At 57.9% G+C, this 23,823-nt stretch carries 27 protein-coding genes; 13 read left to right on the top strand and 14 right to left on the bottom strand.

What is annotated here, in order from left to right; translation table 11 throughout:
- Nucleotides 1-9: 9 nt before the first annotated feature.
- From BLR20_RS24950 to BLR20_RS24900, 11 genes are all read right to left on the bottom strand, one after another.
- Nucleotides 10-1,044: a TerC/Alx family metal homeostasis membrane protein gene (locus BLR20_RS24950; RefSeq protein WP_010437902.1), complete on the bottom strand. Its 1,035-nt coding sequence runs from the start codon at nt 1,042-1,044 to the stop codon at nt 10-12.
- A gap of 26 nt (nt 1,045-1,070) precedes the next feature.
- Nucleotides 1,071-1,520, bottom strand: coding sequence for a tellurite resistance TerB family protein (locus tag BLR20_RS24945; protein WP_002552036.1), 450 nt, complete (start codon nt 1,518-1,520; stop codon nt 1,071-1,073).
- 51 nt (nt 1,521-1,571) lie between these two features.
- Nucleotides 1,572-2,771, bottom strand: a complete 1,200-nt coding sequence (locus tag BLR20_RS24940) for a TerD family protein (RefSeq protein ID WP_054992635.1) — start codon at nt 2,769-2,771, stop codon at nt 1,572-1,574.
- On the bottom strand, nt 2,768-3,361 hold the full coding sequence (locus BLR20_RS24935) for a TerD family protein (RefSeq protein ID WP_010437893.1): 594 nt from the start codon (nt 3,359-3,361) through the stop codon (nt 2,768-2,770). The genes BLR20_RS24940 and BLR20_RS24935 overlap by 4 nt, the downstream gene beginning before the upstream one ends.
- A gap of 46 nt (nt 3,362-3,407) precedes the next feature.
- Nucleotides 3,408-4,154: an HAD family hydrolase gene (locus BLR20_RS24930; RefSeq protein WP_032613655.1), complete on the bottom strand. Its 747-nt coding sequence runs from the start codon at nt 4,152-4,154 to the stop codon at nt 3,408-3,410.
- Nucleotides 4,155-5,105: an HpcH/HpaI aldolase/citrate lyase family protein gene (locus tag BLR20_RS24925; RefSeq protein WP_054992636.1), complete on the bottom strand. Its 951-nt coding sequence runs from the start codon at nt 5,103-5,105 to the stop codon at nt 4,155-4,157.
- On the bottom strand, nt 5,105-6,199 hold the full coding sequence (locus BLR20_RS24920) for a cysteine protease StiP family protein (protein WP_054992637.1): 1,095 nt from the start codon (nt 6,197-6,199) through the stop codon (nt 5,105-5,107). Before BLR20_RS24920 ends, BLR20_RS24925 begins: the two co-directional genes overlap by 1 nt.
- Nucleotides 6,192-6,950, bottom strand: coding sequence for an HAD family hydrolase (locus BLR20_RS24915; RefSeq protein WP_054992638.1), 759 nt, complete (start codon nt 6,948-6,950; stop codon nt 6,192-6,194). Before BLR20_RS24915 ends, BLR20_RS24920 begins: the two co-directional genes overlap by 8 nt.
- Entirely contained in the window at nt 6,943-8,076 is a 1,134-nt protein-coding gene (locus BLR20_RS24910) for a phosphoribosyltransferase domain-containing protein (protein WP_054992639.1), read from the bottom strand. The genes BLR20_RS24915 and BLR20_RS24910 overlap by 8 nt, the downstream gene beginning before the upstream one ends.
- Before the next feature lie 66 nt (nt 8,077-8,142).
- Entirely contained in the window at nt 8,143-9,285 is a 1,143-nt protein-coding gene (locus tag BLR20_RS24905) for a trypsin-like peptidase domain-containing protein (RefSeq protein ID WP_054992640.1), read from the bottom strand.
- Nucleotides 9,286-9,339: 54 nt separating this feature from the next.
- Nucleotides 9,340-10,338: an ATP-grasp domain-containing protein gene (locus BLR20_RS24900; protein WP_054992641.1), complete on the bottom strand. Its 999-nt coding sequence runs from the start codon at nt 10,336-10,338 to the stop codon at nt 9,340-9,342.
- Nucleotides 10,339-10,457: 119 nt separating this feature from the next.
- Here BLR20_RS24900 and BLR20_RS24895 point away from each other — a divergent pair, with 119 nt between their 5' ends.
- Complete coding sequence (locus BLR20_RS24895; protein ID WP_054992642.1) at nt 10,458-11,003, top strand: DUF1523 family protein; 546 nt, start codon at nt 10,458-10,460, stop codon at nt 11,001-11,003.
- A gap of 96 nt (nt 11,004-11,099) precedes the next feature.
- Here the strand turns inward: BLR20_RS24895 and gstA are convergent, their stop codons facing one another.
- The gene (gene gstA / locus BLR20_RS24890) at nt 11,100-11,720 is read right to left on the bottom strand and encodes a glutathione transferase GstA (protein ID WP_054992643.1); all 621 of its coding nucleotides are present in this window, start codon (nt 11,718-11,720) and stop codon (nt 11,100-11,102) included.
- 156 nt (nt 11,721-11,876) lie between these two features.
- Between gstA and BLR20_RS24885 the strand changes: the two genes are divergently transcribed.
- Nucleotides 11,877-12,236 (top strand): winged helix-turn-helix transcriptional regulator, encoded by a 360-nt coding sequence (locus tag BLR20_RS24885; protein ID WP_054992644.1) that lies wholly within the window; start codon nt 11,877-11,879, stop codon nt 12,234-12,236.
- 199 nt (nt 12,237-12,435) lie between these two features.
- Here BLR20_RS24885 and BLR20_RS24880 read toward each other — a convergent pair whose 3' ends face one another.
- On the bottom strand, nt 12,436-12,852 hold the full coding sequence (locus BLR20_RS24880; protein ID WP_046269790.1) for a pilin: 417 nt from the start codon (nt 12,850-12,852) through the stop codon (nt 12,436-12,438).
- A gap of 225 nt (nt 12,853-13,077) precedes the next feature.
- On the opposite strand from BLR20_RS24880, the gene pilB reads away from it, so the two are divergent.
- The 5 genes from pilB to yacG are packed head-to-tail and all read left to right on the top strand — an operon-like array spanning nt 13,078 to nt 17,692.
- Nucleotides 13,078-14,772: a type IV-A pilus assembly ATPase PilB gene (gene pilB, locus BLR20_RS24875; protein WP_054992645.1), complete on the top strand. Its 1,695-nt coding sequence runs from the start codon at nt 13,078-13,080 to the stop codon at nt 14,770-14,772.
- Nucleotides 14,773-14,774: 2 nt separating this feature from the next.
- Nucleotides 14,775-15,992 carry a type II secretion system F family protein gene (locus tag BLR20_RS24870; protein WP_054992646.1) on the top strand — a complete coding sequence of 406 codons (1,218 nt, stop codon included), beginning with the start codon at nt 14,775-14,777 and terminating at the stop codon, nt 15,990-15,992.
- Nucleotide 15,993: 1 nt separating this feature from the next.
- The gene (locus tag BLR20_RS24865) at nt 15,994-16,866 is read left to right on the top strand and encodes a prepilin peptidase (RefSeq protein WP_054992647.1); all 873 of its coding nucleotides are present in this window, start codon (nt 15,994-15,996) and stop codon (nt 16,864-16,866) included.
- Nucleotides 16,863-17,486: a dephospho-CoA kinase gene (coaE, locus tag BLR20_RS24860; protein ID WP_054992648.1), complete on the top strand. Its 624-nt coding sequence runs from the start codon at nt 16,863-16,865 to the stop codon at nt 17,484-17,486. The genes BLR20_RS24865 and coaE overlap by 4 nt, the downstream gene beginning before the upstream one ends.
- Nucleotides 17,483-17,692, top strand: a complete 210-nt coding sequence (yacG, locus tag BLR20_RS24855; protein WP_007251656.1) for a DNA gyrase inhibitor YacG — start codon at nt 17,483-17,485, stop codon at nt 17,690-17,692. Before coaE ends, yacG begins: the two co-directional genes overlap by 4 nt.
- Before the next feature lie 268 nt (nt 17,693-17,960).
- Here the strand turns inward: yacG and BLR20_RS24850 are convergent, their stop codons facing one another.
- Nucleotides 17,961-18,287: a hypothetical protein gene (locus BLR20_RS24850; RefSeq protein WP_032613630.1), complete on the bottom strand. Its 327-nt coding sequence runs from the start codon at nt 18,285-18,287 to the stop codon at nt 17,961-17,963.
- A 196-nt stretch (nt 18,288-18,483) separates the two neighbouring features.
- Between BLR20_RS24850 and BLR20_RS24845 the strand changes: the two genes are divergently transcribed.
- The 6 genes from BLR20_RS24845 (at nt 18,484) to BLR20_RS24810 (ending at nt 23,818) form a co-directional block, all read left to right on the top strand.
- On the top strand, nt 18,484-19,113 hold the full coding sequence (locus BLR20_RS24845) for a DUF1780 domain-containing protein (protein ID WP_003345130.1): 630 nt from the start codon (nt 18,484-18,486) through the stop codon (nt 19,111-19,113).
- Nucleotides 19,110-19,643, top strand: coding sequence for an MOSC domain-containing protein (locus tag BLR20_RS24840; protein WP_032613628.1), 534 nt, complete (start codon nt 19,110-19,112; stop codon nt 19,641-19,643). The genes BLR20_RS24845 and BLR20_RS24840 overlap by 4 nt, the downstream gene beginning before the upstream one ends.
- Before the next feature lie 216 nt (nt 19,644-19,859).
- A complete protein-coding gene (locus tag BLR20_RS24830; RefSeq protein ID WP_032613626.1) occupies nt 19,860-21,158 on the top strand; it encodes an NAD(P)/FAD-dependent oxidoreductase in 1,299 nt (432 codons plus the stop codon).
- A gap of 750 nt (nt 21,159-21,908) precedes the next feature.
- Nucleotides 21,909-23,126: a methyl-accepting chemotaxis protein gene (locus tag BLR20_RS24820; RefSeq protein ID WP_074595075.1), complete on the top strand. Its 1,218-nt coding sequence runs from the start codon at nt 21,909-21,911 to the stop codon at nt 23,124-23,126.
- Between the two features lie 9 nt (nt 23,127-23,135).
- Nucleotides 23,136-23,504 carry a response regulator gene (locus BLR20_RS24815; RefSeq protein WP_002553206.1) on the top strand — a complete coding sequence of 123 codons (369 nt, stop codon included), beginning with the start codon at nt 23,136-23,138 and terminating at the stop codon, nt 23,502-23,504.
- Between the two features lie 23 nt (nt 23,505-23,527).
- Complete coding sequence (locus BLR20_RS24810; protein WP_003347075.1) at nt 23,528-23,818, top strand: STAS domain-containing protein; 291 nt, start codon at nt 23,528-23,530, stop codon at nt 23,816-23,818.
- Nucleotides 23,819-23,823: the final 5 nt, after the last annotated feature.

Here is a 23,823-nt window from a genome sequence, read left to right as displayed (position 1 = left end):
ATCCAGTGTTTACGCTTTTTCTTCCGCGGATTCGTCTTTGCCCGGGAAGAGCAGGCTTGCAACGATACCGATGATCAACACGACGACCACAACCAGCAGGCTGGTGTTGGCGCTGATCTCGTAACCGTGATGGAACAGGTGGTTGGTCGCATTCAGGCCCAGTTTGACGGCGATGAAGAACAGCAAGGCGATAACCGCTTTCTCCAGGTGCACCAGGTAACGCTTGAGGGCTTCCAGAACAAAGTACAGGGTACGCAGACCGAGGATCGCGAACAGCATGGCCGAGAATACGATCAGCGGCTCGCGGCTCACGGCGATGATTGCCGGCACGGAGTCGAACGCGAACAGTACGTCGGAGATTTCCGCCACAACCAGACACAGGAACAGCGGGGTCGCGAACAGAGCGCCTTTGGCCGCCAGGGTGATACCGGCGTTTTCAGGCTTTTTGACTTCCTGTTCCAGAACCGAGCGGCTGACAAAGAAGTTGCTGCCGTGCAGCTTTGGCCACACCGGGAACAGCTTCTTGGCAAAGCGATAAGCCATGTGTTGCGAGTAGTCGACTTCTTCGTCGTCGTCATCACCCGCCCTGAGCATCATGATGGCTGTCCAGGCAACGATGACTGCAAACACCACTTCGACCCATGGACCAAGCGCCAGCAGGCCGGTACCAATGGCGACGAAGATGCCGCGGAAGACGATGGCGCCGATGATGCCCCAGTACAGAACGCGGTGGCGCAGGCCATCCGGAATCTTGAACCAGGAGAACAACGCCATGAACACGAACAGGTTGTCGACGCTCAACACTTTTTCCAGCGCATAACCGGTCACGAACAGCGTTGCGACTTCAGAGCCGTGCTGGACATACAGGAAACCGGCAAAAGCCAGCGAAATGGCGACCCAGAAAATCGACCACGCCGAGGCTTGCGCGAGGGTGATTGGCTTGTTTCCCCGGTGGGAAAACATGTCGATAGCCATGGCCGTAATGGCCAGGCCGACGAAAACCGCCATCGTGAGTGGAGGGAAGCCAAGAGAGGTGCTTTCCATTTAACTGCGTTCCTTAGGGTAAAAAATTACAGGTCGAAATCGGACGGGTTGAGGCCAAGCTCTCGACAGATCGTGCGGCAGACTTCCCGCTCTTTCTCATCGAAGCTGCCATCGGCGCCACCGATAGCACAGCAGACGCGCACCAGCAAACGGGCTGCATCTTCTTTCTTTTTGATCTTGCCAATGGTTTTCAAGGCCTCGGCGCGACCAATTTCAAAATCGAACTCGAACTTCGAGCAGGCTTCCTGGAAGCCCTGGATGACCTCCTTCATGTCGAAAACTTTCAGTTCCTGAGAGTTCTGAATGAAGCCCGCCATCTTCTGCTTTTCACTGGAGCTGATATCACCGTCTGCGGCCGATACCAGGGCACAGCCGGAGACCACAGCCTCCATGAATTCGCGATTCTTGAACTTCGAGACTTCCGAAGCCAGCTTGTCGCGAGCAGCTGTTGCGTTTGTTTTCAACCAGTCCAGCATGTCTATCTCCCATGAGGCGGCACAGCCAGCCCAGAAATACCACGGTATTGTTTACTTGGAACCGGCAGCCCAGCGCATGCCCCATCCGTAGGCCTTGTCCATGTTGCTGTGGCCGTTGTGGAAATCCACACGACGCGTCACCTTGACCGCACCGTTGTCATTTTCCAGCAGCGCAATGGCACACATGCCCTGACGACCGCCCTCTTCATTGAGGCGAACCTCGATGGGTGGCTGACCCGGAGCATGAATGGTGACAACCCCATCGGTTTCCTTCCAGTTCGGCGCACCTTCATAGATGAACGCGTAAACCAGAATGCGACGGATCTTGCTCCAGTGCGCACCATTGATATGCAGCCACTCACCGTCGCTGATCGAGCCGGTACGGTCATCGCCCATCAACTTGATGAAAGGCTCGGTGTTGAGCGAACCGAACGAGTTGCCCAGCGCCTGAACAGCGCCTTTGAGACCGTCCTGCATTTCGAAGAGGCAGCCTACATCAAGGTCGATGGCATTGCTCTTCTTCATCGAGAAGAAGCCGCCGCCCTTGCTGTCGCTGCGACGGTTCCAGTTCAGGTTGACCCGGATCTCACCGAAACCGGCACTGGATTTTTCCAGACTGATCGAAGCACGGGTCTTGTCGAGCGTGATCTTGCTCAGACTGACGGTCGACTTGGGCGCCGGTGCTGGAACAGGTGCAGGTGCAGGTGCAGGTGCAGGTGCAGGTGCAGGTGCAGGCTGATCCTGTGGCGTGGCGACTTCAACGCCAAAGTTTTTCGCCAACGGTTCAAGGCCGCCGGCAAACCCCTGGGCCACGCAACGGAATTTCCATGCCCCCTGACGCAGGTAGAACTCGCCCAGAATCAGCGCGGTTTCTTTCATGCCGCTGGTAGGGATATCGGCTTCGATACCGCCGGTGATGCTCAGCGCCAAGCGTGACACGCTGCCAAAACTGGCCTTGTTCTCATAGATGGTCGCCGTCAGGGCAACCTTCTCGATGACCGGGTCGAGACGGCTCGGGTCAAGACTGAACACCGCACGTCCCGCTGACGCTTCCGTCTGCTGCAGCGCTCCGCTGTTCACACTTTTCTGGCCGTAGAAACACATGTCCTGATCGCCACGGACCTTGCCGGTATCGGTCAGCAGAAAAGCAGAGACATCGATGTCCGCATCCGCCAGCGGGGAATAGCTGATTTCGACCGTCAACGGCCCGGTGGTGACTGGTGCGTTGGCACCCGGGACAAGTTGGGTCATACGCGTACAGCCCCGATCGCCAGCTCGACCAGATCATCGGCAGTACGCCCGTTGGTGACCTGGCCTACTGCGGTGAAGTCCCAGCCCGATGGCGTGCGTGCCAGATAGGACATCACCACGCCGGTGTGCTGGCCTTTCTCGGACAGATCAAAGCGGCCCAGCTCGTTACGGCTGCCCAGATCGACAATACGGCAGTAGGCATTGGCGACTTTTTCGAAATTCTGACCGGTGAACGAATTGACGGTGAACACCAGGTATTTGACGGTGGCTGGCAGTTTTTCCAGATCGACGCTGATGGTTTCATCGTCGCCCGCGCCTTCACCGGTACGGTTGTCACCCGAATGCTGAATGGCACCGTCACGCGATTGCAGCTGGCGGAACCAGACCAGGTCGAGGGGCTTTTTGTCGGCGTCGAGCATGATGCACGAGGCATCCAGGTCGATATCGCCGCCGCCACCACCGAGCAATTTACCGAAGAAACCGCTGGCTTTTTCAGGGTCCCATCCAAGTCCCATGCTGACTTTCTTGAGGCCTGTACCAGCAGTTTTCTCGAGTGAGATCGTCTGGTTCTTTGCCAAAGTGAGTGCCATTTTTCGCTCCATGTGACGTTGGATTTCGGATAAAAGTGTTACAGCCTTACTGTGTTGGCCCGTCTTTGCCATCAGGATTGTGTAACTTGGCGTTAACGGGGCCTTTATAACGGCCTCGACGCCACGTCGGATGGAACAGACGCCAGTGCGCATCCTGAGCAGCGGCAAGCAATTCGTGGTCACCTCGGGTGTCGCCCCAGGCGCGAACCCGGAACTGGGTCAATGGCCCGTAGACACTCTCCAGGCGTGCAACTTTCGAGTCGCAACGGCAGTTGCTGCCTTCGATCAAGCCGGTCAGCTTGCCGTCGATTACTTCCAGGTTGGTGCCGATCAGTTCTACTTTCAAGCGATCAGCGAAAGGTTGCAGGACCATAGCAGGCGATGCTGAACAAAGCGTGACAATGGCGCCCTTCTCGATTTCAGCGGCAATGGATTCCAGCGCTGCGGGGCGCATCAGGCGTTTCCAGTGCGACTGGCAGAACGCTTCAGCCTTCTGCTGCAGCCACTGCACTTCGACGCCGCTGAGGAAGGCCTTGATCAGGCGCCCCTTGAGTTCATCGCGGGTCAGGCGCTTGGCCAGGTAGCCGATGCTGGGCAGCACCAGCCGCGCCATGCGCACCGAAAAGGCACGTTGCCCGAAGGCGAATTTAAGAAACGGGACAAAACTGTCGTGGCGGGTAATAGTCCCGTCGAAATCGAAGACCGCCAGCAGGCGCTGTTCCACTTCGATTTCAAGGTCGGGCCCTACAGGCTCAAGATCAGGTCCTACGGTTTCAAGGTCAGGTTCTATCATCTAGCTAACTGCCTCAGCGAGTCGAATGCTGGCATCCATGATCGAAGCGGGTGCGGATAACACTCCATGCCATTTGGCGCGCTCCATGATGTGGGTTGCCCATTTGTAGTGGGTAGCCGGTTCACACATCGCATCGTTGTACTTGAACACTGCGGGGGCCACAGAGTTCAAAATCATCCGGGCGGAGTTCATGTCCTCCAGACTGACGCGTAACGCATTCTGAATGATATTGACCTGCGAGGGGTGAATTGCCGTTTTACCGACCAACCCATTGGTAATATCCAGCGCCAGCTCATGTTGAAGAATGTCAGGGGTTGCCAGTTGCTCGAACACCGGTGCGGTGAGCGCAAAGCCCTGCGAACCCATGACACCGGCCAGCATGGGGATGACATACCCCATCGGCGTAGAATACAGGGTCATGGCCGGATTACGACGCAGTCCCAGGCAGCCCATCAGGTCATTGCCCCCGATGCGCAGCGCAATGATCCGCTCGTAGAGACTGGCCTTCAAGGCCTCCCCCAGCTCGACCATCGCCGCCGGATTGAACACCTCAGGGGTTTCCAGTGTAGGCATCAACGCCAGCGCCGGGTTGGTGACGGCCTGCTCCCAGCTCGTCAGACTTTTCAGCGAAAGTTTGGGAACAACAAAACCGTCGACGTGCGCCATCAGCGGCCAGTCGTTGAGAATTCGCGCCATCGCCGCGTCTCTCGGACGCACGAACAGCAGCGGACCATGGGCAGGACGACCGCCACGATCACGGATACGGGAGAGTACCTGACGGAGATTGAGCAACGCCGTGTCGACGTCGGTCAGCGCTACGGCGTCCTCCAGACAGACAACCAACGAGCGCAGCTCGGGAATCTTTTCACCGAACACCACATCGACGATGTCGTCCCGGGTCGCGGGCATGTACAGCGTTGCGCCCAGCGCGTAAGGCGAGAATAAGGCCATTAGCTCAGACTCCGAATGATGGTCACGGCCCGATAGGGCCCCAGGAGATCGCCAACTTCTTCGACGGGAATCCCCGCTTTTTCGGTCAGGTGCAACAGCAATTGCACGTCGCTGTCAGCCAGGTTGCGCACCAGTACGTGATCCGGCACGCGGCGCATGACCGCTCTGGTGGCTTCGGCAATGCCCGGCTTGATGCGATTGAGGTTATTGATCCTGAAGCGCTCGGCCAGACGGTCGACCACCAGTGATGCGGCGGCCTTGAGTTCAGTCCGCTGTGGCAGCGTCCAGGGTGTCAGCGTGAGCGTAGAACTGTTTTGACGACGCTGGCTGTCGATCTGTTCAATAAAAGACTGCGTGACGTCGTGGTCCAGCAACTGCTCGTACACCACGCAACCGTGCAGCCCGCCGTCTGTCGGCCAGATCGAGCGCGACACCAGGCCGGACACCGTGGCACCGAGAATGCCGGACGGAATCACCCAGTCTTCTGCCGACGCTGCCAGCCAGGCGCTGCCGCACGGATCGGCCAGCACCACCAGCCGTGGCTGATCAGGGAAGCGTGTGTCGCCCGCCAGACTGCGACGGATCTCACCCGATATCGCGCCCTTGCCGGTCCAGCCGTCGACGAACACGATGTTCTGCGCGCCGTGGGCCTGAATGATGGCTTCAAGCGCCACCGTATCAATACCGCGATCACGCACGATACTGATGCCGTAGTGATGTGCTTCGCGGCCCAGATCAATCAGCGCCCGCCGCAACAACACACCCAGCGGCAGACCGGCGCGCACGAACGACACCAGAATGATCTCAGCGCCCGTGCACTCGCGGACGAGCGCCAGGGCAAGGGCTTGCACGTCTTCGGCCATGCGCGCGCCGTTCTGATCGAGCGCACGCTCATACAGCGCCTTGTGAGCAGCGCTGGGGGCCGACTCTTCACTGATCATTTCCGAATAATGCTTCTGTCGCGTCTGGATCAGGCGCTCCTTCTCCTCGACGCTGGTGGTCTGCATTGCCACGCCGCGCAGCAGAAAGTGCACGTCATCGTGCAGGTAGCTGCCGCTGCCGACCGTATCGAGCCCGTGAACGGGATCACTCATGCGCTGCTCCGACAAACATTTTCGCCAACTGACTGCGGGCAGGTGTCGCCCACCAGTGGCACTCGTCCATGAAACCCAGATCGGTAATGCTGTCGCCAAAACCGAGCACCGGGCGTTCGCCATTGATCGCCTTGTCGCGCCGCAGCCACTCCTGGACCGCGTAACGCTTGGCCAAACCCTCGGGCAGGAAGGCCAGATTGTTGCCGTTGCCGTGGATATGCATGCCGTCGAGCAATCCCCGGGCCTGCACTTCGGCCAGCACTTTGCCGAGGATGCTGTCATCGCTCTCGTTGTGCTTGGTCACCACGTAATGGAACAGCTGCGCCTCTTCGACCACCCAGCCGCGCAGTGAAAACCCCAGCTCCTGACCGATCGCCAGTGTCGTGGCCGACAGCTCATGCAGGCGCGACTGGTAGCTGGACAGGGTCTTTTTCATCTGCTCGTTCCAGTCATGATCGAGCCGCCCCATGACATCGAGCATCACGCCACCATGGGAGCAGATCGCGCCTGCGGTGAACGGCAATTTGACCCGGCTGTAGGCCTCGACACTGCGCGCCGTCACCGGCACCACATCGGAATGCGCCAGCAACCAGTGCGCGAACGACTTCTGCACGTTGGTCATGTAGCCGTTGGCATTGCCAGTGATGTCCAGCGTTGCGACATGCTTTTCAATGTCAGCCGGGGTTTTGCGGGCGGTCTGGAACAGCGTGTCGTCCAGATCGACGAAGATCAGCGGGCGGTCGTTACTCATCGCAGATGACCTCGGCGTTCAGTGCTTCGATCAGCTCGGCAGGCACGGCCTGCCTTGGGGTTTCGGTACAGATCAGCACCCGGTCGAACTGACCTGGCCGCACGTTGTAGAGGAAGTTGGGGATGCCCAGGCCGTAGTTGTCGGAGAACGACAACGCATGGTCGATGGCATGACCGAGTGCAATCGGTGAACGGCTGGTGGAACTGAAGTGTACGTCGGCTCCGGCTTTTTCCAGACGCTCGGCGAGCAGGAACGGACGCCAGACGAATTCACTGGTGCCAACCACCAGAATGCGTTCACCCTTTTTGACAGTAATACCGAGTGCCAGCGTATCGGCCACCGACAGCACGCCCATGCGCCCCCAATCATTGGCAGTGACCAGCGGCCAGTCGCCCATGGCGACGGTGCCGACTTCCGGCATCTCCGGCAGCGGCGCGCTTACGTCTTCATCAAAGGAGTACGAGCCTTGCAGCAGCGAAACCTGCTCCGCCACTGCGCCCATCGATGTACTGACTGCGCCGGCCGACCAGTCGGTGAGCACGCAGGTCACCACTCGCTCGAGCTTGCTCAAGCCGGCGTCGACCAGCGCCTGATGCAGGTTGATGAAAGTCTTGCCCGTCGACGCCTCGTCATCGACCAGCACCAGCGAACGGGCGCCAAGCATCATCTCGCGTAACGCAGGGTCAACGGGCAGGTGAATCAGGTGAGCGCTGGCGTGGCTGTGCTCTTCTTCAAAGCGGGCGAACAGTGCGCTGCCGGTCGGATGGCGCGTGCTGACCATGTACAAGGCGTCCGGGCGTGTTGCGCTATAGGCACGGTGTACGCCGGCGCCGAGGCCCACGGCCGTTTCGGCCATGCCGATGACCAGCACCGGGCCGGGCAGTTCTGTAGGGATCTTGTGCGCCAGATCCTGAAAACTTTTCAGCATCACGCTTGGGCGCGCAGGGATGTGGCGGCCGAGCACTCGGGACACGAAGAGAAACGCGCGCTTGGGGTTGCGCCGCTCGGCGAAGCCGAACAGTGAATCCGGAGCAATGGTCGACGAATCGACGCTGACATTGAGGCGACCACGAAGCAAATCAGCACGAAGCTTTGTAGGGTTGGAAAAAGCTGCGCTGCTGTCCATCGATAAATTCCTGATTAGCGGGGCCGCAGCCCCTGACGCCTGCGGATCGGGCAGGCAACACCGGCTTCATTGGCGAGAGGCTTCAACGAGCCATAACGATGACTGAGCGGTGCGTGAGATTTCTGTGGTGGTGTACGACCTTTCCGGGCGGGCATGCGCAGCGTCGATGCGGCACGCCTGCAGAAAGGCAAGCAGCAGTGCGGATTTCACGGCGAAGTTCATGTTCTGCCCGTCCGGTACGGTGGACGTCACCATGCCAATCACCGCACCCCCGTTGTCGAATAACGGGCTGCCACTGGACCCCGGCTGTATGGGTGCCGTGAACTGAAACAGGCTGGCATCGTTGTGCAGGCCGAACAGACCGGAGATCCCGCCCTGAGTCACCTGCAACCCGCCACCTGAAATGGACGCCAATGGATAGCCCAAAACCGCTACGGTATCACCCGGCTCACAGCCCTGCCCGTCCCGGAATGTAACCGGAGACAACGGCGGTGCGCCTTGCACGCGCAGCAACGCGATGTCGTTACGGCGGTCGATGACCACCGGCTCGGCCTTGTAACGACCTTCCAGTGAAGTGATATAGAACACGCCCATGTCTTCGATGACATGCGCACAGGTCATGACGTGCGCAGGGCCGACCACGAATGCCGTGCCGGTCGCCGACTCATGCCGGGGCCCGCCACCCGAGGGCACGCCAGACGGACGGCGCGGATGACGATCGTCCACGTCCAGACCGATCTTGCGCCCGAACGCCGACAGCCCATACGCCGAGCCTTCGCTCAGCGCGCGGAATTTCCATTGCTCATTGCGCTTGTAGAACTCGCCGATGATGATCGCTGCTTCGCCGTTATCACGCAGGTCCAGGCGGTGCTCGATATCGCCATCCACCTTCAGGTGCAGGCTGCCGATATCACGAACCGGGCCCATGGCCGCGTAGACGTAGACCATCAGCAGCACGCGATCACTGCCCGTCGGCAACCTGTCCAGCCGGAGCGTGCAACCAACGTCCTGAGGGCCGCCGCTCCACTCCATCCAGCCTTGTTCCTGATGCAGCAGCGCTGGATCGCCCATCGGCTGGCGCTTGTCGTTGACCGCCAGCAAGGCGACCGCTGCGTACTCACCAAAAACCGAAGACTTGCCGCTCTCCAGGTTCCAGGTGCAGTGGGCGTCAGCTAAAGCAGTATTTGCACCTGGCGCAAGAAGCTTCATGCCCGATCCTCCCTGATAAGAGCGATTAGTGATAGCAAAAATCTATTATCACGATCAAACCGAGGCCCGTACAGCGACCGTGATGGCCTTCACGCGGATATCTTCCAGCCAATGTGTTTCCGGTTCTTTCAAGCCGAGACGCCGTGCCGCGAAAATACCCGGCAGGTTGACGCCGGTTTCACGGGTGTAGCCAATGCCGCCTGAGTAACGCGGGTTGATCTCCAGCAAGCGCGGCTTGCCATCCGCGTCGTCACGGGTCTGTACATTGATCAGCCCGTCGCAGGCAAAATGCTCCGCTGCGCGGACCGCCAGCTGTACCGCCTCGCTGTCACGCTCGAAGGTCTGATTGAGCCCCACCTTGCGCCGCCCGACGAAGGCAACCGCCTTGCCGTGCTCGCAGACCATGTCCACCGAACACTCACTGCCCGGCATGTACGGCATGAGCAGCATCGCCGGGACGTCATCGGCCTGACGATAAGCATTAAGGTACGCCTGAAAGGTCGTCTCACGCGCATCGGGGTTGGCGAAACAACGAAAATCGTCAACGTCGGTCTTGAAGCGCCAAAAGCCGCGCCCGTAAATCCCGACCACCGGCTTGATACACACCTCGCCAGACACCGCCAACGCATCATAGGCCGCCTGCAACTCCTCGGCATTGCAGACGGCAATCCCCGGAATACACGCCAGCCCCGCCGCCTCGGCCGCCGCAGTGAAACGACTCTTGTCATCGACATCCATGAAGGTCTGCAGGGACGTTCCGCCCGTAACGAGGTCCAACCCTTGAGCGACAAAACGTGCACGCTGCGTTTCGTAAAAACTGCCTATCCGCCCGGCGACAATAATCTTGACGCCCAGCGAGCGAGCGATCTGCAGCACCCAGTCGATACGCTCGTCGTTATCGACCGGCTCTTGCAGCGCCACATCGGCCTGCCCGGTAATTTCGGAACGCTGCTGGCGATGCGAAGCGATAATCTGCACCGACGCAGGCAGCGCATCGCGTGCGCCCATGATCACTTCACGCTGGCTGGATTGCCCTTCAAGGAACCAAATCATGTCAATCTCCGGGAGACAACGCCGTCAGCAACGGCCTTGTCGAATTTTGTAATAACTGTTTTGCTTCGAAATGTTCGGTTTAGGGCAAAGTCACGCAATTTTAAACAGAGGACGCTGGTATGAAGTGGCTGAGAAGGTCGATTTGGCTTGTGGTATTCGTTGCACTCGGGATCGGCGCATTAAGCCTCTACTACGTCCTGCCGCGCCATGATGTCGTGATGATCACCGGCGTGGAAGTCAAAAGAATGGACGCCGACGGCGTCATCAACGCCGAAAACCCGGCAGACGGCCCGACACGCGACGTGTACTTCATCAACACCGAAGATCCGGACAGCAAGAAAGTCGTGGTCTACCGCAACGAAGACACCGGCTGGAGCTTCCCGTGGTACTTCAAATTCGACTCCGCCGACATCCAGGCCAAAGCCCAGGGCTACTCGCGCGATTCCCAGCAACTGGCGTTGATTCGTTACTACGGCTGGAGGATAACGATCCTGTCGATGTTTCCCAACGTGACCGAAGTTGAAGCGGTGACGAGTCGTGATCAGCCGTTTCCAGTTTTTAACACGATCTTTTTTGTAGTGGTGGGGTTGCTGGTGGTGATGGTTGTGGTTGGGGTGAGGAGGAGGTTTCGTAGGCAGCCGCGGGTTGATGGGGTGGCTAGGTAACTTTCAGCAGTGATCACATGAACACGCCCAGGCAGAGTCAATCTGCCGGGGCGTTTTCGTTTCAACAGATTGAATCTGGACTTTGGCCTAAGTGACTCAGCCCTTGTTGAACAGTTCGGGCAAACCTTCCGCTTTCAGTACGGCCTTGACGGATGGACGTGCTTCGACTCGGGCCATGAACGCTTGCAAAGCAGGTTGCGCTTCCAGCGAAATGCCAAAATTGACAGACCAGCGTGTTACCGCGAACAGGTAGGTGTCAGCAACGCTGAAATCGTTACCCAGCAGGTAATCACGACCATCCGCCAGCAGGCCATTCAAGTAGGTTTGTCTGGCGATGACCGGACGCTGAGCGTCGGTGGCATCAGCCCCCTTCGCCAAATAGAAAAGCGGCGTCCAGGACTTATGATATTCAGCAGCCAGATAATTGAGTATCTCTTGCAGCCTTGCACGCTCCAGCGTGCCGTTGGCTGGCACCAGCGCTGGTACGAAGTGGTCACCGAGATACTGCAAAACGGCAACGCCTTCAGTCAGAACAGCACCGTCATTTAACTCAAGCGCAGGCACAGCACCCTTGGGGTTGATCGCATAGTAGTCCTCGCCAGATTCAAGCGTGTGCTGCCGCAGATTGACCTTGACCAACTCGTGAGCGACAGCCGCTTCGTGCAACACGATATGAGCGGCAAGCGAACAGGATCCGGGTGAGTAGTAGAGCTTCATAGGGTGATTTTTCCGGTGGTTGAGAATGACCAGATCCTAGCACCCTGATAACTTTCATATAGCTGGTAACTTAAGGTTACTCTCATTCGCCGGTAACCATTCTGTAGCCTGGTTACGCGCTGGAAACTCGCGTCTCGACAAAGGAACACCCCTGCCATATCCCTGAAAATGCGCAAAAGCAAAGTCAACCATCCCGTCCCAGAATGCGCGGTGGCCGCATGCATGTGGTTGCTGGGCGGCGTGTGGACTTCAAATTTGCTGTGGAGTTTGAGCGGCGGTCCTCGATGGCTCGGCGAACTGCGCGTCGACATTCCCGGCATTTCGGCAAAGATGCTGTCGGTACGGCTCAAGGAGATGGAGGAGAAAGGCGTGGTTGTTCGGACGGTGCTGGCGACTTCGCCGCCTTCGGCTGAGTACAGTCTTTCGCCGTTGGGGCTGGAGTTGCTGCCTGCGATTGAGGCGATTGCGAAGATTGGATACTGGTTGAATATGCAGCAGGGGGATGGGCGGAAATGAGTTGGATTAAGACAACGCTGGCACCACCTAGATTGGGCAATGTGTACAAAGCAGGCCTAATCAAGGATCCGATCAGGCCTACTTGGAGTCAAAAAAACTAGCTGATGGGCTAAGCGGGGCCGCCTGCAAAATTACCGTATCTCTACAGGCTAACCCATCTAAGATCATTTACTCTTATGCCGATAAGACTAAATTCTGCTTACGCACCGGGACAACCTTTTGGCGCGAACTCATTAGCGACTGTAGTCGCACACGACCAAGCACCAGCAGCGGTACGCGATAGAGTGATAGTTTTAGTAGCAACACCAGGGTTACCGGCTATAGTGCAAGCGATTGAAGCAACACCTGAACCAGCAACCGAAACAGTTAGTGTTGGGCAGCGCGTAGACACAGTAAGCCCCACATCTGATGCGGCAGTCAGGGCAGTAGCACCAATACCATCATTAATTTTAGTTTCCGCCAGAGTTCTGCCAGGTTCAATCTCGGCCAGTGCAGATGTTACCTGAGCCTTGGTCACGTAATTTTGATATGCGGGAATTGCTACCGCAGCTAAAATTCCGATGATGGCGACAACGATCATCAATTCAATCAACGTAAAACCTTTTTGGTTTTGCATAGTTACTACTCCGAGCGTCAAGAAGGTGGTGCTGAACTCACATGAAGCACAGTACGTGCCAATTACCCTAAAAGTAGACATCCACTGGAAATAACGACACCCATAAAAGCACCAAGCCTTCAGAAATCAGCAGAAACTGACAATTTTCGTCACATCCCTCACTGCTATTTGGCAGCAAAGCCCGACTGCGCTATAAACCTCACACTGTCCGTGTCTGGTGGTTTTATGACTGATGCTGTCCTCACTGGCTTGGCCAAGCAATTGGTCCTCGCCGAGCTCCTTACTGAACCTGTTGCGCAGCAAGCGTATCAACAGGCGCGTCGTGACAAGATTTCGTTGGTCAGCTATCTGGTTCAGAACAAACTGGTCAAAAGCCTGACGCTGGCAGAAATGGCTTCCGATCAGTTTGGCGTGCCATTCATGGACCTCGCCAGCCTGGACAAGGAAAGTCAGCCTAAAGGGCTGGTCAGTGAAAAGCTGGTTCGACAGCATCACGCTCTCCCCCTCTGGCGACGCGGCAACAAGCTGTTCATCGCCATATCAGACCCGACTAACCATCAGGCAGTGACTGATATTCAGTTCAGCACCGGCCTGAATACTGAAGCGATTTTGGTCGAAGACGACAAGCTGACCACGGCAATCGATCGCTTATTTGACAATGATAGCGGTCTTAGCAATCTGGAAGATGTCGATCTGGGTCTTGATATCGAGCCTTCCAGCGACAAGGAAACCTCGCTAGCTACACAAAATGACGCAGATGATGCTCCGGTGGTGCGATTCGTCAACAAGATGCTAATGGACGCTATCCGTTTAGGATCATCCGATCTGCACTTCGAACCCTACGAAAAAATTTTCCGCGTGCGCTTGCGTACTGACGGCATCCTGCATGAAGTCGCCAGACCTCCCATTCACCTGGCCAATCGTATTGCCGCGCGTTTGAAAGTGATGGCCAGTCTGGATATCTCGGAACGGCGCAAGCCGCAGGACGGACGCGTGAAGTTACGAGTGTCCAAAACAAAAGCCATCGATTTTCGTATGAATACCTTACCCACGTTGTGGGGCGAGAAGATCGTAATGCGGATCCTCGACCCAACCAGTGCGCAGATGGGTATCGATGCGCTTGGCTATGAGCCAGATCAAAAGGCACTGTACCTAGAGGCGCTTAAATTGCCGCAAGGGATGATTCTTGTGACTGGCCCTACAGGCTCAGGCAAGACTGTCTCTCTCTATACTGGCCTGAACATTCTCAACACGGTGGATATCAACATTTCCACGGCCGAAGACCCGGTGGAGATCAACCTGGAAGGGATAAATCAGGTCAATGTAAATCCGCGTCAGGGCTTGGACTTCTCTCAAGCATTACGTGCCTTCTTGCGCCAAGATCCTGATGTAATCATGGTTGGCGAGATTCGCGATCTGGAGACTGCCGAGATTGCAATCAAGGCTTCGCAGACCGGTCATATGGTGTTATCAACGCTGCATACAAACAGTGCGGCAGAAACCCTGACGCGTCTCCATCATATGGGTGTCGCAGCATTCAATATCGCTACCGCGATCAACCTGATCATCGCTCAGCGCTTGGCGCGCAAGCTGTGCGGCCACTGCAAGAAGGAAATTGATATCCCTCGCGAAACACTGATTCGAGAAGGATTTCCAGAGTCGGCCATTGGCACCTTCAAGATTTATGGACCCGTAGGCTGCGAACACTGCAATGGTGGATATAGAGGCCGTATCGGTATTTACGAAGTTGTCAAAAAGACGCCTGATCTCGAACGCATCATCATGGAGGAAGGTAACTCGCTGGAGATTTCCAGACAAATGCGCAAGGACGGCTTCAATGATTTACGCACCTCAGGGCTACTGAAAGCTATGCAAGGGGTTACCAGTCTCGAAGAAGTCAACCGCGTGACCAAGGATTAAGCATGGCCAGCAAGGCAGTCAAAGTCACCGTCTACACATGGGAAGGTGTTGACAAAAAAGGCATTAAAACCAGTGGTGAACTCAGTGGACATAACGTCGCGCTCGTAAAAGCCCAACTGCGCAAACAAGGCATCAATCCGATCAAGGTGCGTAAGAAATCCGTATCGATCTTCGGAAAGGGGAAGAAGATCAAGCCGCTGGACATCGCGTTTTTTTCCCGGCAGATGGCGACCATGATGAAAGCTGGAGTGCCGCTTTTGCAATCGTTCGACATCATCAGCGAGGGCGCGGAAAACCCTAACATGCGTGCGCTTGTAGGCTCATTGAAGCAAGAAGTTTCGGCAGGTAACAGCTTCGCGACCGCATTACGGCAAAAACCAGAGTACTTTGATGAGTTATTTTGTAACCTTGTGGACGCTGGCGAGCAGGCAGGTGCACTTGAAAGCCTGCTTGACAGGGTCGCAAGCTATAAGGAAAAGACGGAAAAACTAAAAGCCAAGATCAAAAAAGCAATGACCTACCCTGCCGCTGTTTTAGTGGTAGCGGTATTCGTATCAGGCATTCTGCTCATAAAAGTTGTGCCGCAATTTCAGACAGTATTCGAAGGCTTTGGCGCGGAATTGCCAGCGTTTACGCTGATGGTAATAGGCTTATCGGAAATTGTTCAGACGTGGTGGTGGGCAATCGTTGGTCTGTGTTTTGGATCATTCCTCCTGTTCCGGCGCGCTTATAAAAAATCTCAGAGCGTTCGCGACAGCGTCGACCGATTCCTGCTGAAAGTACCAATAATTGGCCCCCTCATTTTTAAATCAGCAGTTGCGCGATATGCGCGCACGCTTGCAACGACCTTTGCAGCAGGGGTTCCGCTGGTAGAGGCTTTAGACTCCGTGGCAGGAGCCACGGGCAATGTGGTTTTCAGGAACGCAGTCAACAAAGTCAAGCAAGATGTCTCTACCGGTATGCAACTGAATTTCTCTATGCGCTCGACCGGTGTTTTCCCGAGTCTGGCGATTCAGATGACCGCTATTGGCGAGGAATCTGGAGCACTGGACAACATGCTCGATAAAGTCGCGACCTATTACGAAGAAGAAGTCGACAACATGGTCGATAGCCTGACAAGCCTGATGGAACCCATGATCATGGCTGTGTTGGGTGTCATCGTCGGCGGCCTTGTCATTGCGATGTACCTCCCCATTTTCAAACTCGGAAACGTCGTCTGACATGCCCCTCCTCGATTTCCTGGCCAGCTCCCCCCTGGCCTTCGTCACTACCTGCTGCATTCTCGGCCTGATCATCGGAAGTTTCCTCAACGTGGTCGTCTACCGCCTCCCGATAATGATGGAGCGCGACTGGAAAGCCCAATCCCGAGAACTGCTCGGCCTGCCCGCCGAACCCGATCAACCCGTGTTCAACCTGAACCGCCCCCGCTCCAGTTGCCCGCATTGCGCACACAAAATCCGCCCGTGGGAGAACCTGCCGGTCATCAGCTATCTGCTGCTGCGCGGTAAATGTTCGCAGTGCAAAGCGCCGATCAGCAAACGCTACCCGCTGGTCGAGCTGACCTGCGCAGTGTTGTCGGCCTACGTGGCGTGGCATTTCGGTTTCGGCTGGCAGGCGGCGGCGATGCTGGTACTGAGCTGGGGGCTGCTGGCGATGAGTCTGATCGATGCTGATCACCAACTGTTACCTGATTCTCTGGTGCTGCCACTGCTGTGGCTAGGCCTGATCGTCAACGCTTTCGGGCTGTTCACCTCGCTGAACGATGCGCTATGGGGAGCGGTGGCCGGTTATCTGGCGCTGTGGTCGGTGTTCTGGCTGTTCAAGCTGGTGACCGGCAAGGAAGGCATGGGCCATGGCGATTTCAAGTTGCTGGCCATGCTTGGCGCGTGGGGCGGCTGGCAGATTTTGCCGCTGACCATCCTCTTGTCGTCGCTGGTGGGCGCGGTATTGGGAGTGATCATGATGCGTGTGCGCCGGCTTGAGAGCGGCACGCCGATCCCCTTTGGTCCTTATCTGGCCATTGCGGGGTGGATCGCTTTGCTCTGGGGTGGTCAAATAACCGACTCTTACATGCAGTTTGCCGGTTTCAGATGACTCACCCTGATGAAAAACCCTGGATTCTTGGCCTCACTGGCGGCATCGGTAGCGGTAAAAGTGCAGCGGCGAAGTGCTTTAGCGACCTTGGCATCGACACTGTGGATGCCGACCATGCCGCCCGCTGGGTAGTCGAGCCCGGGCGTCCGGCGCTGGAGCAGATAGCGGCGCACTTCGGCAAAGGCGTGTTGCAGGCCAGCGGCGAGCTGGATCGTGGCGCGCTGCGCAAGCTGATCTTCGAAAACCCCGAGCAGCGACGCTGGCTGGAAGCGCTGCTGCATCCGCTGATCAATCAGGAAATCGTCAGCCATCTGGCCAAGGCCAAATCGCCGTATGCCATTCTGGTGTCGCCACTGCTGGTCGAGTCAGGGCAATACCGCATGGTTCAGCGGCTGCTGGTGATCGATGCTCCGGCGCACCTGCAGATAGAACGCACCATGCTGCGCGACAGCTCCAGCCAGGAGCAGGTCGAAGCCATTCTCAAGGTGCAGATCCAGCGCGAAGACCGCCTGCGCCATGCCGACGATGTGCTGGTCAACGACCGCGATCACGCCTGGCTGAACAGCGAAGTCGCGCGACTGCACCATTTTTACCTTACTTTGCGTGGAGGCCAATCATGAGCCAACCAATGACCGTTCAATGCCCAACCTGCGACGCCCCGGTGGAATGGAGCGCAGCCAGTCCGAGCCGCCCGTTCTGCTCCGAGCGCTGCAAACTGATCGACCTGGGGGCCTGGGCTTCTGAAGAACATGCGATTCCGGTGAGCCCGGATGCTGAGGATGAGATGTTTTCGGGTGATTTAGAGGCTCCGCACCGGGGGCATTGATACATTCCGGGACGCATGCACACGCTCTACGCTCATCGTTCTACTCAATTACAACTGACTCCCGTGCCAATGCTCCGCGTTGGCATGCATTTCGGGACGCTCCGCGTCACAACTCTGCGCCGCGCCGCACATTCCAACGTTGGACGCAGAGCGTCCAGAAATGCATTCCCACGCGGAGCGCGGGAACGAGAATGGTCGAGATCAGAGCCCCGTTTTTCGGGCTCATTCCAACGCTTAAAAACGTCACGCACCACGGGCTTAACAGTTTTTACTGAGTCTTTCCGCTAGTGCGAATGGAGTCCCACTCGGTGACAAAAGCAACCTTCGATTTGCTATTGAAAAGGCAAAGTTCAGTACCCTGACGACCTTTCATATGCTTCTGCGGATACTGGCCTTGCATGAGGATAGCTGTATAGCCAACGCGGTCATCAAATTGAGCTGGAGTACCGACAGGTTTGGCATCTTTCAAACCACTGGATCTGATACAGCTTTCCAAGGCGACTTTATCGTAAGCCGCCCAAGCATCAGCGCTGGAAGCTTGAGCTTGAGTGGCAAGGGCAGTGAGGCAGAGAAAGGCAAGCGAGGCGGCTTTCATAGGGAGGGATTCTTTATCGTAGGAATGAGCAGGGTCGGAGTACTTCCCACAGAGTGTTCCAGCTCAGCGTAATAAAGCAAAGCTTTAGCCTGCTGAAAGGTTTTTTCACTCACTCTGGAGCTTTAGTCGAAAAACTCCCGAAATCATCTCAGTCTTTGTTTTTCACCTTCACGTTTGAGCGGTAAGCTACAGCCCCATGGATGACTCAGACTACCTGCGCCTGTTGACGATCCAGGCCGAACAAGCCAACGCCTTTCTGTCCAATGCGCGGAAGTGGGAGCGCGAGCGCTGGGTTTGTCAGCGCCTGTTGCAGGGGCTGAACATTGCGCATCGCAATGAGGACTTCACGCCTGCCAGTCAGGAACCACCGGATGTGCTGTTTCGTGACGGGCGCTTCGAGGTGTTTTTTGTGCTGGACGAGGGGCGGCGTCTCAATGACGAGTGGCGCGAGGAGCTGGCGCGACGACGAAGCGCGTTCTCGTTGAGCCAACTGGTACGTCGGGAAGCCAAGCCCAAGCGGATTCCTGCTTCTGAACTGCTGCACCGACTCGCCCCTACCCTGCGCAAGAAATCCACCAACTATCGCGAACGCGGGATTGACCTGGGCGGGCTGGATATCATCGCCTTCGCCAGTCTCAAGCGCGAGGTGCTGGACCTCAACAGTCACTTTCCACCACCGACCGAGTACCTGCGTCAGGGCTGGCGCTCGTTGTCGCTGGTGGGGCCGACCTTCGCTCGGGTATTGTTCGCGCATCCCGGCGCTCCGGATTTTCTGCGTACCAATCTGGGCCGCAGTGTCGTTTTCGATGTTGGAATCAGCTTATGAGCCCCTTGCAGGAACTGCTGGCCGATGTGCCTCAACAAGGTCGCGTGCGCTGGATAGGCGTGCGCCCGCAATCGCGGGTCGAGATGATCGAGCTGGATGCCGTCGAAGCGCGTCGCGAAGCGGGTCTGACCGGCGATCACTCGCGGCCCGGCCCGCGCAATGCGCGGCAGGTGACGTTGATCCAGTGGGAGCATCTGGCGGTGGTCGGCTCGTTACTGAACCGCGCAGCGGATAACCCTATCGTGCCGCAGGATTTGCGGCGCAATCTGGTGATCAGTGGCATCAACCTGTTCAGCCTGAAGAATCGCCGCTTCCGGATCGGTCAGGCGATTTTCGAAACCACCGGCTGGTGCCAGCCTTGTGCACGGCTTGAGCAGCGCCTCGGTCACGGGACGTTCCAGGCGGTGCGCGGGCATGGTGGAATTACCGCGCGGGTGTTACAAAGCGGAATCATCCGCCTGGACGACACGCTGCAGGTCGAGCCGCTGGAAATCACCGATCCTTGGCCCCCTGCCCGACAGCACGGCTGAGACAACGGAGAAATTGAGCAGACACCTGAACCCGGAACCGCAAAGGTGTGTCGAAGAGTACCTTCAGGCACACCGGTATCCAGTCGAGCGCAGGCCGCTCCTGGCCCGGGCAGTGTCGTGATGAACCCTTTATTGAGCCTTCTGACGCTATGAGCTGCCTTGCGCTCGCGAAGATCGAGCTCCCCCCGAATTCCTTAAACCTTCCGAGTAATCCTTATGACGCATCGTATTGTTATCGTTGGCGGAGGCGCTGGCGGTCTGGAGCTGGCTACCAGTCTGGGCAAGACCCTGGGCAAGAAAGGCAAAGCCAGTGTCACGCTGGTTGATGCCAACCTGACGCATATCTGGAAACCGCTGTTGCACGAAGTGGCTGCCGGTTCGCTCAACTCGTATGAGGACGAGCTGAACTACGTGGCTCAGGCCAAGTGGAACAACTTTCAGTTTCAGCTCGGGCGCATGACCGGCCTGGACCGCGCCAGCCGCCAGATTCATCTGGCCGAGACGCTGGATGAAAACGGCGCAGAACTGGTTCCGGCACGCAGCCTGGGCTACGACTCGCTGGTCATCGCGGTGGGCAGCACTACCAACGACTTCGGCACCAAGGGCGCGGCAGAGCACTGCCTGTTTCTCGACAGCCGCAAACAGGCCGAGCGCTTTCACCAGCAACTGCTCAACCACTACCTGCGCGCCCACGCCGGTCAGGCCGACAGCGCGCAGGAAATCACCGTGGCCATCGTGGGTGCCGGTGCAACCGGTGTCGAGCTGGCGGCAGAGCTGCACAACGCGGCGCATGAGCTGGCGGCTTACGGGCTGGGTCAGATCAAGCCGGAAAACCTGCGCATCACGGTGATCGAAGCCGGGCCACGGGTGTTGCCCGCGCTGCCAGAACGCATCGGCGCGCCGGTGCACAAGACGCTGGAAAAACTCGGCGTGACGGTGCTGACCAATGCAGCAGTCAGTGAGGTGACGGCTGATGGCTTGATCACTGCTACCGGGCAGGTCATCCCGGCCAGCTTGAAAGTCTGGGCGGCAGGTATTCGTGCTCCAGCCTTCCTGCATGAACTGGATGGGCTGGAAAGCAACCGGATCAATCAGTTGCAAGTGCTGCCGACGCTGCAAACCACTCGTGACGAAAATATCTTCGCCTTCGGCGACTGCGCAGCCTGTCCGCAAAAAGGCACCGACCGCAACGTCCCGCCCCGCGCTCAGGCAGCCCATCAGCAGGCATCCTTGTTGGTCAAGTCACTGCGCCTGCGCATCGAAGGCAAGACGTTGCCGGAGTACACCTACAAGGACTACGGCTCACTGATCTCGCTGTCGAGCTTCTCGGCAGTCGGCAATCTGATGGGTAACCTGATGGGCAGCGTGATGCTTGAAGGCTGGCTGGCGCGGATGTTTTACGTGTCGCTGTACCGCATGCACCAGATGGCGCTGTACGGCACCTTCCGCACCCTGATGCTGATGCTGGGCAGCAAGATCGGCAAAGGCACCGAGCCGCGGATGAAGCTGCACTAAGCCACGCCAGACGAGAGGCGTACGGGAGACCCCCATCGTGCCCATGCTCCGCGTGGGCATGCCGTTCTGGACGCTCTACGTCCGCTCTTGAATTCGCCTGTGCAGCGCAGAACTTGCGACGCAGAGCGTCGTGAACTGCATTCCCACGCTGGAGCGTGAGGAACGATAACCTCGACTATCGTGCGGCGCTCTGCGTCGCATGCCGTTCCGGACGCTCCGCGTCCTCTTGCGACGCGCAGCGTCGTGAAATGCATTCCCACGCTGGAGCGTGAGGAACGAGAACCTCGACCATCGTGCGGCGCTCTGCGTCGCATGCCGTTCTGGACGCTCCGCGTCCTCTTGCGACGCGGAGCGTCGTGAAGCGCATTCCCACGCTGGAGCGTGAGAAACGATAACCTCGACTATCGTGCGGCGCTCTGCGTCGCATGCCGTTCCGGACGCTCCGCGTCCTCTTGCGACGCGGAGCGTCGTGAAGCGCATTCCCACGCTGGAGCGTGAGGAACGAGAAGTGCACGGGAGAACACTCTCGTTTCTGAACGCTCTGCGTCCTCTCCTGAGTGAGTCCGGCTGTTCTGCCAGCGCGTTTACTGCGCCGACTTGCGGTGCCCCGAATACCCGCTATTTTTAACAGGATAGGGTTGTGCGCCAGGCGATCAGACGGAAGGCTCTCGTACTGGTATCAAGTTTGTCTGCGGCGCGCAGATAACCATTGAGTCGTGTACAACGCTGCACTGTTCAGGGATCGAACCCATGATGTCGAATCAATACAGCAGTACTCCTGCAGAAAATCATCCGCGTTTCATCTGGTTCTCACTCATTCCCGTCATACCCGCCATTGCCTGGATCCTCACGCAGTTCGGCACGGGTATGGCCAATCTGGTGGCTTGCGCTGCACTGCTGGCGATCGGTCTCGGCGCTTGTGCCTGGGCTGCGCGTTCACAGCAGAACGAAGTCCGCCGCGCCGTGGCTCAGACGCTGGATCACCACCAGGCGCATAGCGCTCAAAGCAGCGCCATGGCGTCCAACGCCCAGTTCAATGAAATCCTCCTTGGTGCCATGCCGATCTGGGCCAAGCAGGTCGAGAGCTCGCGCCAGCAAACCGAAACCGCGATTGTCGAGCTGAGCACGCGTTTCATGGGCATTTCCGAGCGTCTGCAGGAAACCGTGCAGGCGTCGCAACACGCTGCCGGTGAGCTGGACGGTCAGAGCGCCGATGGTGCTCTGAAAGTCTTGTCGCAGAGTGACAGCGAGCTGAGCCAGGTGATCGACTCGCTCAAATCCACTCAGGCCAGCCGCGACCAGACGCTTTCTCAGGTCCGCAGCCTCACCGCCTATACCGGCGAATTGCGCACAATGGCCGCCGACGTCGCTGCGATTGCCGCACAGACCAACCTGCTGGCGCTCAACGCGGCCATCGAGGCGGCGCGCGCCGGTGAAGCGGGTCGCGGCTTTGCCGTGGTCGCCGACGCGGTGCGCAGCCTGTCGAGCAAGTCCAGCGAAACCGGTCAGCAGATGTCCGCCAAGGTCGACATCATCAACAACGCCATCACCCAGCTGGTACAGGCCGCATCGAGCGGTGCCGATCAGGACAGCCATTCGGTGGCTGCTTCCGAACAAAGCATTCAGAACGTACTGGAGCGTTTCCAGAGCATCACTGGCCGCCTGGCCGAGTCCGCCGACCTGCTCAAGCAAGAGAGCTACGGGATTCGCGACGAAATGACCGAGGTCCTGGTGAACCTGCAGTTTCAGGACCGGGTCAGCCAGATTCTCGCCCACGTACGCGACAACATCGACTCGTTGCACGCACACCTTCTGCAAGCCAGCCAGTCCCCCGATGAGGCCATCGCCATCGACGCCCGGCAATGGCTGGCGCGCATGGAGTCCACCTACGCGACCGACGAGCAACGTCGCACTCACCGAGGTGAATCGGCAGCACAGCAGGATTCGCAGGAAATCACGTTTTTCTAGGAGTAAATCATGGCTAAGAGTGTATTGGTGGTCGACGATTCAAGCAGCGTCCGGCAAGTCGTCGGTATCGCGCTGAAGAGTGCCGGATACGACGTTATCGAAGCCTGTGACGGGAAAGATGCACTGGGCAAGCTCACCGGACAGAAAGTGCACCTGATCATCAGCGACGTGAACATGCCGAACATGGACGGCATCACCTTCGTCAAGGAAGTGAAGAAGCTGGCCAGCTACAAATTCACGCCGATCATCATGCTGACTACCGAATCCCAAGAATCGAAAAAGGCCGAAGGTCAGGCCGCAGGCGCCAAGGCGTGGGTCGTCAAACCGTTTCAGCCGGCACAAATGCTTGCAGCGGTTTCCAAGCTGATCCTGCCCTGAGACCCAGGCCCATGGAGGCCAGCATGCCCACGCCAGACGAGAACGCCACCGACACTGCACGCGTGCAGATAGACGGCGAGTTGACGATCTACACCGTGACCGAACTGGCCGCCAGGTTACTGCCACAGATCGGCGCAGCTGCACGCCTGGAGGTTGACCTCTCACAGGTCACCGAGATGGACGGCGCCGGCCTGCAACTGCTGGCAGTTATCCAGCGCGAAGCCGGCAAGACCGGGACTTCGCTGCACCTGACCGGGCAAAGCAAAGCGGTCAGCGAAACCTTCGAGTTATGTAATCCGGGTGTCGTGCTGTAGCGCGT

Origin of the sequence: Pseudomonas congelans, from assembly GCF_900103225.1 — a bacterium.
Taxonomy (GTDB): domain Bacteria; phylum Pseudomonadota; class Gammaproteobacteria; order Pseudomonadales; family Pseudomonadaceae; genus Aquipseudomonas; species Aquipseudomonas congelans.
This window is presented reverse-complemented; position numbering and strand designations above follow the sequence as displayed.